We start from the raw sequence: 16491 nt of genomic DNA, 5'->3' as shown, positions 1-16491 counted from the left end.
TCTCCTACATTGTGGTTGGGTCGTAAATGGACGCGGGCAGGTCAAAGCCCCACAGGCGGAAGCGCTCGGAGTAGTGGCTGCGCACGCCGGTTGCGGTGAAGTGACCGATAATCTTGTTGTCAGGTGTCAGGCCAACACGTTGAAAACGAAAGATTTCCTGCATGGAAATCACATCGCCTTCCATCCCGGTGATCTCGGTGATCGATGTCATGCGGCGCGAACCGTCCTGCAAGCGGCTGGCCTGTACGATCAGGTTCACAGCGCTGGCAATCTGGCTGCGCACGGCCTTGATCGGCATCTCGATCCCGGCCATCGCGATCATGTTTTCCAGACGCGAGATCCCGTCGCGGGCCGAGTTGGCGTGGATCGTAGTCATTGACCCGTCGTGGCCAGTGTTCATGGCCTGCAACATGTCGATCACCTCGGCACCACGCGTCTCACCCACGATGATACGGTCGGGGCGCATCCGCAGGGCGTTTTTGAGACAGTCGCGCGGGCTGACTTCGCCTTTGCCTTCCACGTTGGGCGGACGACTTTCCATCCGGCCCACATGGGTCTGCTGCAGCTGAAGTTCCGCTGTATCTTCGATCGTCAGGATGCGTTCGGCGTCGTCAATGAAGCTGGACAGGGCGTTCAGGGTGGTCGTTTTACCGGAACCAGTACCGCCCGAGACGATAACGTTCAGGCGCGTAGACACCGCAGCTTGAAGATAGGCAGCCATTTCTTCGCTGAACGCACCGAAATTGACCAGATCATCGATGCCCAGCTTGTCCTTTTTGAACTTACGAATGGATACCAGAGATCCGTCCACCGCAATCGGCGGCACCATGGCGTTGAAACGCGATCCGTCAGCAAGACGGGCGTCAACATAAGGGTTGGATTCATCGACCCGGCGACCCACGGCGGACACGATCTTGTCGATGATCCGCATCAGGTGCTTTTCGTCCTTGAAGGTGATGTCGCTGAGTTGCAGCTTGCCGTCGCGTTCTACGAAGATCTGCTGCGGACCGTTCACCAGAATATCGTTGACCGTGTCATCCTGCAGCAAGGTCTCCAAAGGCCCAAGCCCTGTGACCTCGTCATAAAGTTCCTTGTTGAGCTGCGAACGGTCTTCGCGGTTCAGAACGATGTTGCGCGATTCGAGAACTTCGCTGGCAATGGCGCTGATCTCAGCCCGAAGCTCAGCCTCGGCGGCTGATTCCAGCGCCGAGAGGTTCAGGTTTTCAAGCAATTCGCGATGCAGATCGATCTTGATTTCACTCAAGCGTTCCTTGCGCTTGCGGTCACGGTCGGAAGATGAGGCCTCGGCGGCCTTTTTTTGCACCGGTTTGCGGACAACCGCCGTTGTGGCAGAGGCAGGAGCGTTTGCCGCGGCCGGGGCGGCCTCTGGGGCTTTGGCCGCAGTCTTGACCGGCTGCGCATCAGGCTGCTTCTTGTATCTCGAAAACATGACGGCTGTCCCCTTGAGAAGTTGTTACGCGGCTTCCGCGTTGCTCGAGCCCAGACTGTGAAGCGACTTGGCCAGTTTGGCGATTTCCCGCCGCAGGGGGTTCTTGGCGGCAGATTTTGCAAGCGGCAGGCCGTGATCGCCGGCTTGCAGAACAGGTTTGCCACCTTCGGGCAGTTGCAGATCGATGGAGATTCCCAGGCTTTCGCCCATGCGCTTGACCCGGCCCTTGCCGTTCAGATCCGTGAATTTTGGCGCCCGGTTCAATGCAAAGCGCAGCTTGTTGAAGGGCAGCTCCTCGGCCTGCAAGGCACGCTTCAGGCGCAGCGCGTTCTGGGCGGACCGCATATCCAGCTCGATCAGTGCAAAATAGACATGCGCCGCCGCCAGCACCGTTTCGGACCAGTGCACCAGCGTTTTTGGCATATCCACGACCACATAGTCGAAATGTTTGCGCGCGGTGTCGATGACGCGCTGAATATCCTCCGGCGTAATCAGGTCCAGCGGCACAATGTCGGAAGGCGAGGTCAGAACCTGCAGTTTTTCTTCATATGTCTGCAGCGCCTGGGAAAAAACATCGTCGTCCATGGACGCCGTGTCCGACAGCATTTCAAACACTGTCTCGCGACGCGGCAGGTCCAGATAGGTGGAAACTGTGCCAAATTGCAGATCCAGGTCAATCAGGCAGACGGTCGGTGCTTCTTTGTCCGAAACCGTAGCCAGTTCCCAGGCAAGATTGACCGCCAGAGTGGTCGAGCCTACGCCTCCGGCCAGGCCGTGCACCACAAACAGCGCGCCTTCTTTTGATTCGCCCTGGGTCAGCGGAACTGCCGCCGAGTGGGGCGCGGCAACCGGATCGGGCCGTTTCATGCGCTCGATGGCTTCCTGCAACTCGCCTTCGGGCAGCGGGTAGGGGACAAATTCATCGGCACCTTTGCGCAGCAGCTGATGCAGCGACGCAGGTGTGACATCTTCGGCGATCAGAACAACTTTGATTTTCTTGTCCTTGGCGCGGGTGATGATTTCACCCATCAGCGTCAGGTTGTCTTCGTCTTCCCCGTCGATTGCAAGTGCCACAAATTCAAGAGAATCTGCCTCGGGTTGGCTGAAAAAAGCCAGTGCCTCAGCAAATCCAAGATCGCCCCAGCGTTCACCCAGCGCAACTTCCATGTCTTCGATCAACAGATCGAAATTCTGGACATCACGGCTGATTGTGCAGGCCAGAATGGCATTATTTTCGTCTTGCGGCGTGGCGCTTGTCATTAACACAATCCTCGTAGTGAGGGCTTGGCAAATCTTACAAACACAAGCGGTCTGGTCGGATTGGCTGTCGCCCCGATGCGGTCAAATCTGGCCGCAGGTCACCCAATTATTGACAACGTCTCTTGGAAGTTGGGCGAGAATTGGGCGTAAAAGAACAAATTGTAGGGAATTGGGCGACGATGTCGCCCAAAACCAGTTTATTGTTCGGATGTAACGCCAAGGTTTGTTGCGCTGCTCAGTTGTGTTGCGTAAGTCGCGCTCGCAACATACTCGCGATAGACGACCTGGGCGTACTTGCCGTCCAGAATCAGCGGATCGCGATCCAAGAAGCCCGACACCTCGGTCACGGTACGGCGGTTGCGCCGATCCCGGTTTGGCGTGTCGATCAGCGGGCGCGCTTTGCCAAAGGACACAACGGCCTCTAGGCGCGATCGCGAGATGCCCTGCTGAATTAGGAAGGCAACCGCAGCATTGGCGCGCCGTTGACCCAAAGCCTTGTTATAGGCCGTTGAGCCGACAGCATCCGTGTGGCCGTACACGCGGAACCGAGCCTCAGGGAATTGCTTGATCCAATCCGCCTGCTGCGCCAGGATCCGCTGTGCCGAAGCATCCAGTTGCGAACTGTTGAAGGCAAAATTGATCTGGGTTGGAACCTCGGCCGCAAACCGCTGAGCCAGGATCTGGGCATAGGACAACTCACCATTCATCACCTGGATATTGTTGAGAGTTGCGTTGCCGAAAGCGCCCGAATCGATTTCGTAGCCCGCTTCCCGTGTACAGCCTGCGACAGCGACCGACAGACATAGTGTCATCATCCACTTTTGCATGGGTCCTATCCTCCTCATCAATCCAGGACGTAGCCGTAAGAGCTGCCATAGCCCTGTTTGGCCACTTCTGTTGCGGCGCCTGCACCGGCACGTGTTGTCCGGGCGGTCTTGCCATTCACGAACAGATCGAATTCGCTGGGCGGTTTGACCCGATCGGTGGGCAGAGCCAGGGCTTCACCCCGCGTCGGCGACACAAGATGTGCGGTGATGATAATAACCAGTTCGCTTTGCTCGCGCTGGTATTCGGCGCTCCGGAACAGGGCACCCAGGACAGGCACATCGCCAAGCCACGGGATCTGGTTGTTCAGGTCGGCAAAGTTGTCCTGGATCAGCCCGGCGATAGCAAAGCTCTCACCGTCGCGCAGTTCAACCGTCGTGCTGGTCTGGCGTGTGATAAAGCTTGGAACGTTGTCGCCATTGATCGTGAAGTTCGAGCTGTTATCGATCGCCGAGACAGACGCGGCCATCTCCAGATTGATCAGCTCGCCGTCGACAACACGTGGGATGAAGTCTATTTCGACACCGAAGGCCTTGTATTCAATGGTAACGACACCATCGTCCTGCGGAACCGGGATGGGTACTTCGCCGCCGGCCAGGAATGTCGCTTCTTGCCCGGACAGTGCTGACAGGTTGGGTTCAGCCAGGCTGCGGGCCAGGCCTTTGGCCTCAAGGGCCTCCAGCAACAGGCGAACCTGGGTCGAACCTGCGCCAAATCCAAACAGGATCGCACCTGTGTTGGACTGCACGGCGGGAATGTTGTTGCTCAGTGCGTTCTGCAATGCCAGCGAGTTGTTCAGCGTGTTGATACCGCCGGTCACATCGCCGCCACCGAAGCCCAGCGATGCTGACAGGCTCTTGGCGACCGAGCGGTTCATCTCTGCAAACCGGACTTTCAGCATGACCTGCTGCACGCCGCCAACGCTCATAAGGTTCGAAACGCGTTCCGGGGCATAACGCTCCGCCAGTTCCAGCGCGCGGGCCAGCTTTGCCGAGCTGGACACGGTGCCGGACAGCACGATGCCGTCATTTGCCGTACGCACCTCGACCCGCTCATCGGGCAGGATCTGGCGCAGCCTTTCCTTGAATTCGGTCACATCCGGTGCCACACGAACGCGAACGTTCGTGATCAGATTGCCGACGCCATCGAACAACGTCAGCGTTGTGATGCCAGGAGCCTTACCAAGAACATAGATCGTGCGGTCCGAAAGCGACGAGATGTCGGCGATACCCGCGTTGGCGATGCTCAGTTCTGCGAACGGCTCTTCACTCTCAACAACAATTGCGCGATTCATAGGGACATCCAGCGTTTCCGCTGTGCCTTTTTTAACCACGCGAATATTTTGTGCCCAGGCGGCATCGCCTACCGGGCTCACAACAAGCGCCAACCCCAGCAGGGTTGCGCTGATCCAGGAACGTATTGTCATGTGACCTGCCTCTCCGATCACGCCTCGTTTTTGGGTCTATCGCCCTCTAATACGAAACACTGCGCGAATTCAGAATTTATTGCAATAATCAATGGTTTCTGGATTGTTCCTTATGTGGGGAATGGGCAACAATCAAAATAGAAAGAGCCGCGCAGATTGCGCGACTCAAGTCCGTAACGCTCTGATTTAACGTCAGTTTGTGCAGGGAATTGGGGTTTCGACGATCTCTCCGCCGCGGCGAGTCCGGATCGTACACACTCTTTCCTGGGCTTTTTTCGGAGCAGGCGCCGCCTCTTTAATACCCAACAGTTTTCGCTGGTCGACTTCGATTGCCGCGGTGATGGCCTCGTCCTCGACCCCAACCAAGGCAAGGGACAGGCGACCGGTACTCTGAGCCTGGGCCAGCGAGATGGCCTGTTCCGGTGTAACGGCCACCGTGACCGTACGTGCAATCGTTGTGCCCGTGACGTCCGAGCCTGCGGACTGATCAATAGCAACCAGTCTGATACTAGGAAGGATCAAACGTGTGAGTTCACCGCTGGCACCCTCGACCGTGCCCCGCAACGAGCCGGTCCAGATAATGTCGACGTCGTCTCCTGGGCGCAGAAATCCGGATACGCCGGACGCAACATCAACGCTGATGGCAAAGGCCCGCTTGCCTTTTTCCAGGCGCGAGGTCAGACCCGCGGCTTCGCCCGGCCGGGTAATCTTGACCTCCATGATCGCTTCGTCTTTTTCCATGGCCCTCATGACATAACGCTCATTGTCTCCGGTCTCGGGGAACAGGACGGTCATTTCCGTGAATGTGCCCTCGGGGATCGCGTTTTCGGGCCAATCGACGATACGCACATCTTCTTCCTTTACGCGTTCGCCATACTTTAGCGAACGGTTGGACACGATGACGCTGACGGTCGGAATTACATTGACGTTCGCGTTTGCCAAAGCTTCCTGGGCTGCCAAACGCTCGCGTGCGAGAGCATCCTGATAGGCGGTGATATAGTTGCGCGCCATGTAAACCGCGCCGCCGGCCAGAGCCACCCCGACGATCAGAACAAGACCAAACACAGCTCGCATGCGCGCACCTCATATTTTCGATGGCCAGAGTCATTTCGGCCAGTGGGAAACTTTGAAACAGCTTATTTCCTAAACGGGAATTGTGTCGAAATGTAGGACAAAGAAGACATTTCTATCACTGTTCCACGATTGTAGGGCGAGTTGGCAACACACTCAGGTCAAGCGCAGGCCCGAGGGGGGCTACGTTTCAAACGTCCAGCTTGAAGAGCCCAGAGTTGGCTGAACTATGCTTGGAAACCTTAGACAGTAGCTCAGCTACCGCCGCCCGCGGTCCCTGAAACAACGATCCCGCCAGGCGCGTTGTTGGATCCGGTACTGATGGTCGCGCTGGACATCGCCGAGCTGGTGTTCCCGCTCAGGCTGATGGTTGCTGTCTGGATACCGAAGTAAATCAGTGTCGCAAGCGCAATGATTATGGCAGTCAGAACGACCCAGTCGACGGTGACAGCACCGTCTTCAGAGGTGATAAAGGTTTTCGTGAACCTGATCATTGCGGGTCACTCCAGTAAAGCAGGGTCGGGGCAGAACCGACCAATAGAATCGGTTCATGTACAACCTTTGCTGATGCACTCATTATGTTTTGCTTTGCCGGAATGGCGTGAATTGGGCAAAACATTGAATAATATGACGTATTTGGATTTCTTTGAGGTGCGCATGGCCGTGACCGCGCCTGATTTTCGCTCGGTTGCCAAATCGCCGATGCCTTGCCTGGCCGGTTCTTGAGTTCACGGTTCCAAAAGAAAAGCCGCGCCAGTGTTGGCGCGGCCTGTTTCCAGTTCTGGGAATTGTCTGGCTTAGTTGGTGCCCGAACCGGTGATACCACCTGAAACGGTACCATCGCTGGTGCCGGTGTTAATGGTTGCGCTGCTCAGCGCGGCGTTCACGTCGGTTGCCATGCCCTGTGCGCCGTTGGCGATCTGCTGGTAGGCCACGGTGCCCAGGCCGATGACTGCTGCGGTCAGAACGACCCAGTCAACTGTTACGGCGCCGTCTTCGTCTTTGCGGAAGTTCCTGATGAACTTGATCATGTTACGTCCCTCCTAAAGGATCTAAGTCAATTAACCTTGGCGTCTTTCAGAGCTTTCTCTCTCAGTCCGCTCATGACCGTCTCGGTATGGATATATGTTTGACCTTTGTGCGTGGCAGGAATTGGGCCAAACACAGTTTTTTTGCGCCTCCTCTTAACTTTTTGGTGACGAATTCGACATCTCATTGAAAAATAACAAAAAAAATTTTCAAAGTGATGGTGCTGACCTTCGCAAGAGATGCAAAATTGCGCCAAATGAGGCGAAATTGCCCCAATTCGCTTTGTTTTTCTGGCCTTGAGGCCGGATTCGAGGTTCAAATTCATCAAAAGAAAACAAGAGGCAGGCAAAAAATGAATCTCCGGTACGCAATCACATGCGCCGGCGTGTCGGCATTTCTGATATCGGGCACGGTTCCGGTGATCGCCGCCGATATCGAGCCGAGAGGCGTCTATAAAAGGATCAAGGCGCCAAAGCCCGGAACGCGTCCGCGCATCACCGTTCAGATCACGGCTGAAGAACATGCATCCCAGCCTTTTGCCCCCAGCACCGGGGCCGAGCTTGAAACGCCTGAAGTGGTCAAGCGCACCGCGCTTCCGCCCGAGAACCTGCCGGGGTCGAACAGCCCAGAAAAGCCCGTCGGTTCCTACACAGCCTTCTGGGACAAGATCTCGCCGGAACTGGCTGAGGCTGGGGCAGGGCGGCTGGATATGGCGATCAATGCGCTTTCATCCACAAATGTTGCTTCACCACGTTTGCAGACCCTTCAAAATATCGCACAGCTGCAGGGGATCGACATTCTGCGCTCGACAGTGGGAACCAAGGTTTCCCCGGCGCTTGTCCTTGCGGTGATTTCCGTGGAATCGGCCGGCCGGGCGGATGCTGTCAGTTCAGCCGGTGCGCAAGGACTGATGCAACTGATGCCCGCCACGGCCGAAAGGTTCGGTGTTGAGGACAGTTTTCAGCCCTCGCAGAATATCGCGGGCGGTGTGAAATACCTGAACTGGCTGATGGGGGAATTCAAAAACGACCCGATTTTGGTGCTGGCCGGATATAATGCGGGCGAAGGAGCCGTTCGCAAACACAGTGGTGTGCCGCCTTATGCGGAAACCCGCGATTACGTGCCAAAAGTGCTTGCGGCGTTTCAGGTGGCGCGCGCGTTGTGCTCGACCCCGCCGGAACTGATCTCGGATGGCTGCGTATTTCAGACGCTAAACTGAAAATGGCCCGCGAGTCGGCGGGCCATTCAATATCAGGTCAATCAGCCGACGATCGTGGCTTGGGTCGAGGCCCGCATATCGTCTTCACTGACACCGTCGGCCAGTTCGACAATCTTCAGGCCGCCTTCAACCACATCCAGCACGCCCAGATTGGTGATGATGCGATCAACGACGCCCTTACCTGTCAGCGGCAAGGTGCATTCCTTAAGCACTTTTGAATCGCCATGTTTGTTGGTGTGATCCATGACCACGATCACACGACCGACGCCGGCGACCAGATCCATCGCGCCGCCCATACCCTTGACCAGCTTGCCGGGGATCATCCAGTTGGCCAGATCGCCCTTTTCGTCCACTTCCATGGCACCCAGAATCGCCGCAGCGATCTTGCCGCCCCGGATCATGGCAAAGGACGTGGCGCTGTCGAAGTAGGACGTGCGGGACAGTTCGGTGATCGTCTGCTTGCCCGCGTTGATCAGGTCGGGGTCTTCTTCACCCTCGAACGGGAATGGACCCATGCCCAGCATGCCGTTCTCGGATTGCAGAGTGATGTCCTTGTCCCCCACATAGTTTGCCACCAGCGTCGGAATGCCGATGCCGAGGTTCACATACATGCCGTCTTCCAGCTCTTCCGCCGCGCGAGCGGCCATCTGATTGCGGTCCCAGGGCATTATGCGTCCTCCTTCTTGCGGGTGGTGCGCTGTTCGATGCGCTTTTCGTGGCTCCCCTGAATGATGCGGTGCACGTAGATGCCGGGCAGATGGATCCCATCCGGGTCGAGCGAGCCGCGCGGCACGATCTCTTCAACTTCGGCGATGCAGATCTTGCCGCAGGTCGCGGCAGGTACATTGAAGTTGCGTGCAGTCTTGCGGAAAATCAGGTTGCCGGTGTCATCGGCCTTCCAGGCTTTGACGATGGCGAGATCGGCAAAAATGCCTTCCTCCATGATGTAGGTCTCGCCATTGAAGTCCTTGTGTTCCTTGCCGTCGGCAATCACGGTGCCCACGCCGGTCTTGGTGTAAAAGCCGGGGATGCCCGCGCCGCCTGCGCGCATACGTTCGGCCAGAGTGCCTTGCGGGTTAAATTCCAGCTCCAACTCGCCGCTCAGATACTGGCGCATGAATTCGGCGTTTTCACCGACATACGAGCTGATCATCTTTTTGACCTGCTTCGTCTGCAGCAGGATGCCGATACCGAAATCGTCGACCCCGGCGTTGTTGCTGGCAAAAGTCAGATCCTTGGCGCCCGATTCCCGGATCGCCTCAAGCAGCAGTTCGGGAATACCGCACAGGCCGAAACCGCCCGCTGCAATCAGCATGCCATCCGACAGCACCCCATCGAGCGCTTCAGTGGCATTGGCATAGATTTTCTTCATGGAAAACTCCCCCAATGACATGGTGATGCGGCAGGTTGTGCCGCCACGTCACGGGGAAGTCAATGAAACCAGAGGGCAATGGTATTTCTACCTAGCCCCGTCTCAGCCCGCCTTCTTGGCTGTCTTATTGGCAGCGGCCTTTTTCTTTGGCGCCGCTTTTTTCTTGGTGCCCTTCTTGGCCGCGCGCTCGTTGATCAGTTCAACGGCCATTTCCTGCGTCACGTCTTCGGGTTTTACGTCCTTGGGAATGGTCGCGTTGACTTTCTCCCATTTCACATACGGCCCGTAGCGCCCGTCCAGAACCTGCATCGCGCCGCCATCGGGATGCTCGCCCAGTTCCTTCAGCGGTTTGGCTGCCGCACTACGGCCCCGACCGGGGTTGGCCCGTTTTTCGGCCAGCAGTTCAACGGCCCGGTTCATCCCGATCTCGAACACGTCATTGGGATCTTTGAGGTTGGCGTAAACCGGTTTGGCTTCATCGGCCAGTTGATGCATCAGGTAAGGCCCGAAGCGACCGAAATTCGCGCTGATCATTCCACCTTCGGGGTGTTCGCCGATCTGGCGGGGCAGGCTGAGAAGGGTAAGCGCCTTGTCCAGATCCATGTCATCCTTGCTCCAGCCACGCGGCAGCGACGCACGGGGGGGTTTCTTGTTCTCCGGCGTCGGCTCGCCACGCTGGACATAAGGACCAAAGCGGCCGGACTTCAGCCAGATCTCATCACCCGTGTCCTCGCCCAGAAGACGTTCGTCGCCTTCCGCGCCTTCACCGGCGATCGGGCGGGTATACGTGCATTCCGGGTAGTTGCCGCACCCGACGAACCCGCCGGTGCGCGACGTCTTCAGGTGCAATTGCCCCACGCCGCATTTCGGGCAGATCCGCGGATCCGACCCGTCTTCGCGCGGCGGATAAAGCTGCGGCGCCAGCGCTTCGTCCAGCTTGTCCAGCACTTCCGAAATGCGCAGATCCGAGGTCTCGCCGATTGCAGCCGAAAACTCGCGCCAGAACTTGCCCAACAGATCCTTGTAGTCGCGATCCCCGGCGCTGACGTCGTCCAGCTGTTCTTCCAGATTGGCGGTGAACTCATAGCCCACGTATTGTCGGAAGAAATTCAGCAGGAAGATGGTGACGATGCGGCCCTTTTCTTCAGGGATCAGCCGGTTTTTGTCCTTGCGCACATATTCCCGGTCCTGGATCGTCGTCACGATCGAGGCATAGGTCGAAGGGCGACCGATCCCCAATTCCTCCATCCGTTTGACCAAAGTGGCCTCGGTGTAACGCGGGGGCGGTTGGGTGTGATGTTGCAGGGCCAGAACGGCTTCATTCTCGGACAGGATGGCGGCCTTGTCATCGTTCGTGGCCTTTGTGTGCTGATCCCGCAATGAGGTCTTGGCAAACGGGGCAGGGTCCCCCTTCATGATCTGAGGCAGGCGTTTTTCGTCGTCATCCGTGACGTCATCGCGGCCCTCTTCATAGACGCGCATGAACCCGTCGAACAAAACCACCTGCCCGGTGGCGCGCAGACCGACCTGACCGTCGGCGCTGCCAATCTCGACCGTGGTCCGCTCCAGCCGGGCGGCAGCCATCTGGCAGGCGATTGTACGTTTCCAGATCAGATCATAAAGCTTGCGCTGATCCTCATCCGTGACCTTCAGCGCCTTGGCATCGCGGGTCATATCCGTCGGGCGGATACATTCATGCGCTTCCTGAGCGTTCTTGGCCTTGTTCTTATACATGCGCGGGCTGTCTGGCACGTAGTCCGCGCCATATCGGTCGGCGATGGCGTCGCGGGTGGCAGTCGCAGCTTCGGGCGCCATGTCGATGCCGTCAGTCCGCATATAAGTAATGTAACCCGCCTCATACAGCCGCTGCGCCACCTGCATCGCGTGGCGGGCTCCCATGCCGAACTTGCGGCTGGCCTCCTGCTGCAGCGTGGATGTCATGAACGGCGCGCTTGGGTTGCGGGCGGCAGGCTTGGCCTCGACTGATGTCACGCTCAACGCGCGGCTGGTGATGGCCTGAACTGCCAATTCGGCCTGTGTCGAATTGGTCAGATCGTGCTTGTCCAGCTTTTTTCCGGCCAGCGTGACCAGCCGGGCCTCGTAGGTCTGGCCGCGGGGCGTTTCGAACAAGGCCCGCACCGACCAGTATTCGACCGGCTTGAACGCCTCGATCTCCATCTCGCGCTCGACGATCAACCGCAGACAGACCGACTGCACCCGGCCAGCCGACCGCGCGCCGGGCAGCTTGCGCCACAGAACGGGTGACAGGTTGAACCCCACCAGGTAATCCAGCGCACGGCGGGCCAGATAAGCCTCGACCAGCGGCATGTCCACCTGACGCGGGTTCTGCATCGCCTGCGTCACAGCCTCTTTGGTGATGGCGTTGAATGTAACCCGGCTGACCGGTGTGTCTTTCTTGATCGAGCGCCGCTTGGTCAGCGCTTCCTGCAGGTGCCAGCTGATTGCTTCGCCCTCGCGATCGGGGTCAGTGGCCAGGATCAGCGCATTGTCGTCCTTAAGTGCGTCGGCGATGGCCTTGACGTGCTTGCGGCTGTCATTGCCGACTTCCCATTTCATCGAGAATTCATGCTCTGGATCAACCGATCCATCCTTCGGCGGCAAGTCGCGTACATGGCCGTACGAGGCCAGAACGGTGTAGTCGGGGCCCAGATATTTGTTGATCGTTTTTGCTTTGGCCGGAGATTCTACAACAACTACAGGCATTTAAGATGAATCCTTGCTCGACAGGCTTTGCGCTTTGTATGGCGGTGCAAAATGTGTGCGGCAAGATCGAATTGTCAATGCGTACCTTGCCGCATCCAGTTTTTCCCGCAATTTCAGGGCTCTGGCCGGACCAAATTTCTTCAAACAGACGGGGCCAAGCAAAAGCCGGTGATCAGGCTACTCGCGAAAGCAGGCCGCCCGCCTGCCGCTGGATTCGTCCGTCCAGTTCCAGATCCAGCAAGGCCGGGGCGATGGCCTCGGCCGAGGCGGCAATGTCCCGGATCAACTGGTCTTCGGCCACTGGCGAAGGACCCAGCCGCGCCAGAATTTCGGCCTGCAAGACTGACGCCTCTGGCATTGCAGGGGCGTCAGACGAAGGTTGAAGGCTTAGCGGAAGTTCCGGCGCCTCTGCCACAGATTGTTGCGGCGGCAGCGCGTCAATCACGTCTTGCGCGGAACGGACCAGCGTTGCGCCATCGCGGATCAGCAGGTTGCACCCGGCGGCGCGGGCATCGAACGGGTGGCCGGGTACGGCCAGAACCTCGCGCCCCTGATCCAGCGCGTCCCGCGCCGTGATCAGACTGCCGGATTTTGCCGCCGCCTCGACCACCACAACCGCCTGCGCGAGGCCCGAGATGATGCGGTTGCGCCGCGGGAAATGCCGTGCCTGCGGCGTCACCCCCATCGGCTGTTCGGACAATCGCAGGCCCTTGCGTGCAATATCGTTCGCAAGATCGGTATTTTCCGCCGGATAAACAACGTCGACCCCGCCTGCCAGAACAGCCACCGTTCCGGTGTCCAGCGACGCGATGTGCGCGGATGTGTCGATGCCGCGCGCCATGCCTGAGACGACCGTATAACCGCACGCCCCAAGCTCTTTCGCCAGGTTCCGGGCCATGCGCCCCCCGAGGGACGAGCAGTTGCGCGCGCCGACCAAAGCAATTGCCGGTTTTGCCAGTACGCTGATGTCACCGATGGCCCACAGCATCGGGGGTGCGTCAGACAGGGTCGACAGGGAAGCGGGGAAGTCAGCGGCCCCAAGGCACAGAAGCCGCGCTTTTGCGGCTTTTGCAGCCCTGAGCTCCGCCTCAATCACGCCGGGTGGGCATATTTCATAGTCTTCGATCCCGGCGGCGCGTGCCATTTCCGGCAACGCGGCCAGCGCATTCTGCGCCGAGCCATGTTCGCGCAACAGTCGCCGGAATGTTGCCGGGCCAACCTTGCGTGAGCGCAACAGACGGAGCCAGGAAAACCGGTCCTCTTCCGTGGTGGGTGGGAGTGGGGGGTGATAGGAAGAAAGCTGCTCTTCAGTCATCCGTTGCTCCGCCTGATTGCAGAACTGGTTTACGGGATGCGGGGTTAACAGCCTGTGAATCGTTGAAAATTAGATGCTATTTGCACAGGTGGTGTGATTTGATTGCAGGATAACCAATGGAAAGTAAAAAGAAAAACCGCGATAGCTTTCCTTGCGCAGTTTGCGGTCATTCCAATGCAGAAGTCAAAAAATCAGGCGCAGTGTTAACCCTGCGCCCTTGAGTCTCCAATTGATTCCCGCTCAGGCGGCCGATCCGCCCACGGTCAGGCCATCCATCAGAACGGTTGGTTGGCCGACCCCCACAGGCACCCATTGCCCGTCCTTGCCGCAGGTTCCCATGCCCGGGTCCAGCTCCATGTCATTGCCGAGCCCGCGAATGCGCTTCAGAGCGGAAGGGCCATCCCCGATCAGCGTCGCGCCCTTGACCGGTGCACCGATCTTGCCGTTCTCGACCCGATACGCCTCGGTGCAGGAGAAAACAAACTTGCCGTTGGTGATATCCACTTGGCCACCGCCAAAGCCTACGGCCCAGATACCGTCCTTGATGTCCGCAACCAGGGCCGCAGGGTCCGCATCGCCTCCCAGCATGATCGTGTTGGTCATGCGTGGCATAGGCTTGTGCGCATAGCTTTGCCGCCGCCCGTTGCCGGTGGGCGCAACATTCATCAGCCGTGCGTTCTGGCGGTCCTGCATATACCCCGTCAGTATTCCGTCTTCGATCAGAACCGTGCGGGAACTGGGCGTGCCTTCGTCGTCCACCGTGATCGAGCCACGCCGGTCCGCGATGGTGCCGTCATCGACGACAGTCACACCCCTGGACGCGATCGGTTGCCCCATCAGCCCGGCAAAGGCTGAACTGCCCTTGCGATTGAAATCCCCTTCAAGCCCGTGCCCAATCGCCTCGTGCAGCAGGATACCGGGCCAGCCGGGGCCGAGGGCCACTTCCATCACACCGGCCGGGGCAGGGACTGCGTCCAGGTTGACCAGAGCGATGCGCAATGCCTCGCGCGCCTTGTCCTGCCAGTCCGCCGGATCGATCAGCCCATCCAGACCGACACGGCCACCGCCGCCTGCCGAACCGCTTTCGCGGCGTCCGTTCTGCTCCACGATGACCGAGATGTTCAGACGGGTCATCGGGCGCACGTCGCGCACCAGAACGCCATCAGGGCGCAGAATCTCAACCTCCTGTACTGCCGCTGCGATGGTTGCGCTGACCTGAACCACCCGGGGGTCGAGATCGCGGGAAAACGCATCAATCTCGCGCAGCGTCTCGATTTTGACCGGAAAGCTGGCGGTTTCGATCGGATCCTCATCTGTGTAAAGCCGCTTGTTGGTCGCCCGCGGTGCCTCGGCCAGCGTGCCACCGCCATCCCCGACCGCCAGCCGCGCGGTCTGGGCTGCCCGTTTCAGTGCGGGGATCGATACGTCCGTGGAATGCGCATATCCGGCAACTTCACCCTGCACGGCCCGCAGTCCGAACCCTTCGGACGCATCATAAGACGCGGTCCGCAGTCGACCGTCATCAAAGACCAGAGATTCGGATTTACGGCGTTCCACGAACAGCTCGCCATCCTCGGCGCCCGCCGTTGCCGATTGCAGCACCGCAAGCGCTTCATCATGCGGAATTGCGGTTTCAAAGGGGCGAAACGGGTCGTTTGACATGGCTTGGGACCTTTCCGGTTTGATCCAGATCAAAAATAGCGTCTGTTTGACGCAAGCATTTTGCTTTATCTACCCGCAGGAATATGGTTTTTAACGCGGCCAAAGACAACGGGAGAGGTGTGGCCGATTCACACCTTTTCGCCAGGGACGCAAAGATCAAACGATCAGGACAGAAAATGAAGAATGCTTTGATGCTTTCGGGGTTTATGACAGCCCTCTCCAGCCTTCCCGCCATGGCTCAGGAGCTTGAGATTATCGGCAAGCCGGTCGATGGTGGCATGGGTTTCCAGCCCCCCGCCACCAGCCTGGCCGAAGGGATTCGGGATCTGGATGGGATGATTCTGGTCATCATCACCGCCGTTTGTTTGCTGGTTGGTGGCCTGCTGCTTTATTGCATCGTGCGCTACAATCAGCGCGTTAACCCGAAGCCAGCCGGTTTCTCTCACTACACCCCGGTCGAGATCGCCTGGACGCTTGGCCCGATCCTGATTCTGGTCTTCATTGGCGCCTTCTCGTTGCCGGTTCTGTTCAAGCAGCAGGAGATTCCCGAAGGCGACGTGGTGATCAAGGTTGTCGGCAACCAGTGGTACTGGACCTATGAATACGTCGATCACGACTTTGCGTTCGACAGCTACCTGCTGGGCCACCCGGCCACCCTGGACGAAGGTGCCCGCCCAGCTGACGCTGACGTGACGCCGTTTGTTTTGGACGACGCGATGCGCGCCAAGCTGGCCGATTCCGGATACAGCGACGATGAATGGCTGTTGGCCACCGACACTGCGGTTGTCGTGCCGGTGAACAAGGTCGTCGTCATGCAGGTGACCGCATCCGATGTGATCCACTCGTGGACGATCCCGTCCTTCGGCGTGAAGCAGGACGGTGTACCCGGTCGTCTGGCCGAGCTGTGGTTCGAGGCCGACAAGGAAGGCATCTATTTCGGCCAGTGTTCGGAACTGTGTGGCAAAGACCACGCCTATATGCCGATCACCGTCAAGGTCGTCAGCCAGGAAGCCTATGATGAATGGCTGAAGAGTGCGATCGACGAATACGCAGGCCTGCCGCAATCCTATCAGATTGCTGCCAAGTAAACGCGACAGGGCGGGCTGGCCCCGCCTGAAACAACATGCAGGCTGCGCGT

General features: G+C 58.5%; 15 protein-coding genes. 3 read left to right on the top strand and 12 right to left on the bottom strand.

The window, feature by feature from the left end:
* Window positions 1-4 precede the first annotated feature (4 nt).
* From ACR0FE_RS05030 to ACR0FE_RS05005, 6 genes are all read right to left on the bottom strand, one after another.
* Window positions 5-1450 (bottom strand): TadA family conjugal transfer-associated ATPase, encoded by a 1446-nt coding sequence (locus ACR0FE_RS05030; protein WP_170613282.1) that lies wholly within the window; start codon window positions 1448-1450, stop codon window positions 5-7.
* A gap of 24 nt (window positions 1451-1474) precedes the next feature.
* Window positions 1475-2710, bottom strand: a complete 1236-nt coding sequence (locus ACR0FE_RS05025) for a CpaE/TadZ family protein (protein ID WP_480911480.1) — start codon at window positions 2708-2710, stop codon at window positions 1475-1477.
* 197 nt (window positions 2711-2907) lie between these two features.
* Window positions 2908-3537 (bottom strand): OmpA family protein, encoded by a 630-nt coding sequence (locus ACR0FE_RS05020; RefSeq protein WP_170678138.1) that lies wholly within the window; start codon window positions 3535-3537, stop codon window positions 2908-2910.
* 17 nt (window positions 3538-3554) lie between these two features.
* A complete protein-coding gene (locus ACR0FE_RS05015; protein WP_170678136.1) occupies window positions 3555-4961 on the bottom strand; it encodes a type II and III secretion system protein family protein in 1407 nt (468 codons plus the stop codon).
* Window positions 4962-5153: 192 nt separating this feature from the next.
* The gene (gene cpaB / locus ACR0FE_RS05010) at window positions 5154-6035 is read right to left on the bottom strand and encodes a Flp pilus assembly protein CpaB (protein WP_480911477.1); all 882 of its coding nucleotides are present in this window, start codon (window positions 6033-6035) and stop codon (window positions 5154-5156) included.
* Window positions 6036-6286: 251 nt separating this feature from the next.
* Window positions 6287-6526 carry a hypothetical protein gene (locus ACR0FE_RS05005; RefSeq protein ID WP_170678132.1) on the bottom strand — a complete coding sequence of 80 codons (240 nt, stop codon included), beginning with the start codon at window positions 6524-6526 and terminating at the stop codon, window positions 6287-6289.
* On the opposite strand from ACR0FE_RS05005, the gene ACR0FE_RS05000 reads away from it, so the two are divergent.
* On the top strand, window positions 6513-6758 hold the full coding sequence (locus ACR0FE_RS05000; RefSeq protein ID WP_480911475.1) for a hypothetical protein: 246 nt from the start codon (window positions 6513-6515) through the stop codon (window positions 6756-6758). The two genes, ACR0FE_RS05005 and ACR0FE_RS05000, sit on opposite strands and share 14 nt — an antisense overlap.
* 71 nt (window positions 6759-6829) lie before the next feature.
* Here ACR0FE_RS05000 and ACR0FE_RS04995 read toward each other — a convergent pair whose 3' ends face one another.
* Entirely contained in the window at window positions 6830-7063 is a 234-nt protein-coding gene (locus tag ACR0FE_RS04995) for a hypothetical protein (RefSeq protein ID WP_170678128.1), read from the bottom strand.
* A gap of 350 nt (window positions 7064-7413) precedes the next feature.
* Here ACR0FE_RS04995 and ACR0FE_RS04990 point away from each other — a divergent pair, with 350 nt between their 5' ends.
* On the top strand, window positions 7414-8280 hold the full coding sequence (locus tag ACR0FE_RS04990; protein WP_170678126.1) for a lytic transglycosylase domain-containing protein: 867 nt from the start codon (window positions 7414-7416) through the stop codon (window positions 8278-8280).
* A 41-nt stretch (window positions 8281-8321) separates the two neighbouring features.
* Here ACR0FE_RS04990 and ACR0FE_RS04985 read toward each other — a convergent pair whose 3' ends face one another.
* The 5 genes from ACR0FE_RS04985 to tldD all read right to left on the bottom strand — a co-directional run bounded on the left by ACR0FE_RS04985 (window position 8322) and on the right by tldD (window position 15353).
* On the bottom strand, window positions 8322-8948 hold the full coding sequence (locus ACR0FE_RS04985) for a 3-oxoacid CoA-transferase subunit B (RefSeq protein WP_170613264.1): 627 nt from the start codon (window positions 8946-8948) through the stop codon (window positions 8322-8324).
* Entirely contained in the window at window positions 8948-9652 is a 705-nt protein-coding gene (locus tag ACR0FE_RS04980) for a CoA transferase subunit A (RefSeq protein ID WP_170613262.1), read from the bottom strand. Before ACR0FE_RS04980 ends, ACR0FE_RS04985 begins: the two co-directional genes overlap by 1 nt.
* Before the next feature lie 102 nt (window positions 9653-9754).
* Complete coding sequence (gene topA / locus ACR0FE_RS04975; protein ID WP_480911472.1) at window positions 9755-12376, bottom strand: type I DNA topoisomerase; 2622 nt, start codon at window positions 12374-12376, stop codon at window positions 9755-9757.
* 172 nt (window positions 12377-12548) lie between these two features.
* Complete coding sequence (gene dprA, locus ACR0FE_RS04970) at window positions 12549-13691, bottom strand: DNA-processing protein DprA (RefSeq protein WP_170825134.1); 1143 nt, start codon at window positions 13689-13691, stop codon at window positions 12549-12551.
* A gap of 240 nt (window positions 13692-13931) precedes the next feature.
* Window positions 13932-15353, bottom strand: coding sequence for a metalloprotease TldD (tldD, locus tag ACR0FE_RS04965; protein ID WP_480911471.1), 1422 nt, complete (start codon window positions 15351-15353; stop codon window positions 13932-13934).
* A gap of 176 nt (window positions 15354-15529) precedes the next feature.
* On the opposite strand from tldD, the gene coxB reads away from it, so the two are divergent.
* On the top strand, window positions 15530-16441 hold the full coding sequence (gene coxB, locus ACR0FE_RS04960) for a cytochrome c oxidase subunit II (protein ID WP_480812672.1): 912 nt from the start codon (window positions 15530-15532) through the stop codon (window positions 16439-16441).
* The last annotated feature ends 50 nt before the right edge of the window (window positions 16442-16491 follow it).

This window comes from Ruegeria sp. K7, from assembly GCF_056531785.1.
Note: the sequence above shows the minus strand (reverse complement) of the source record. Positions and strands in the feature narration are given on the sequence as shown.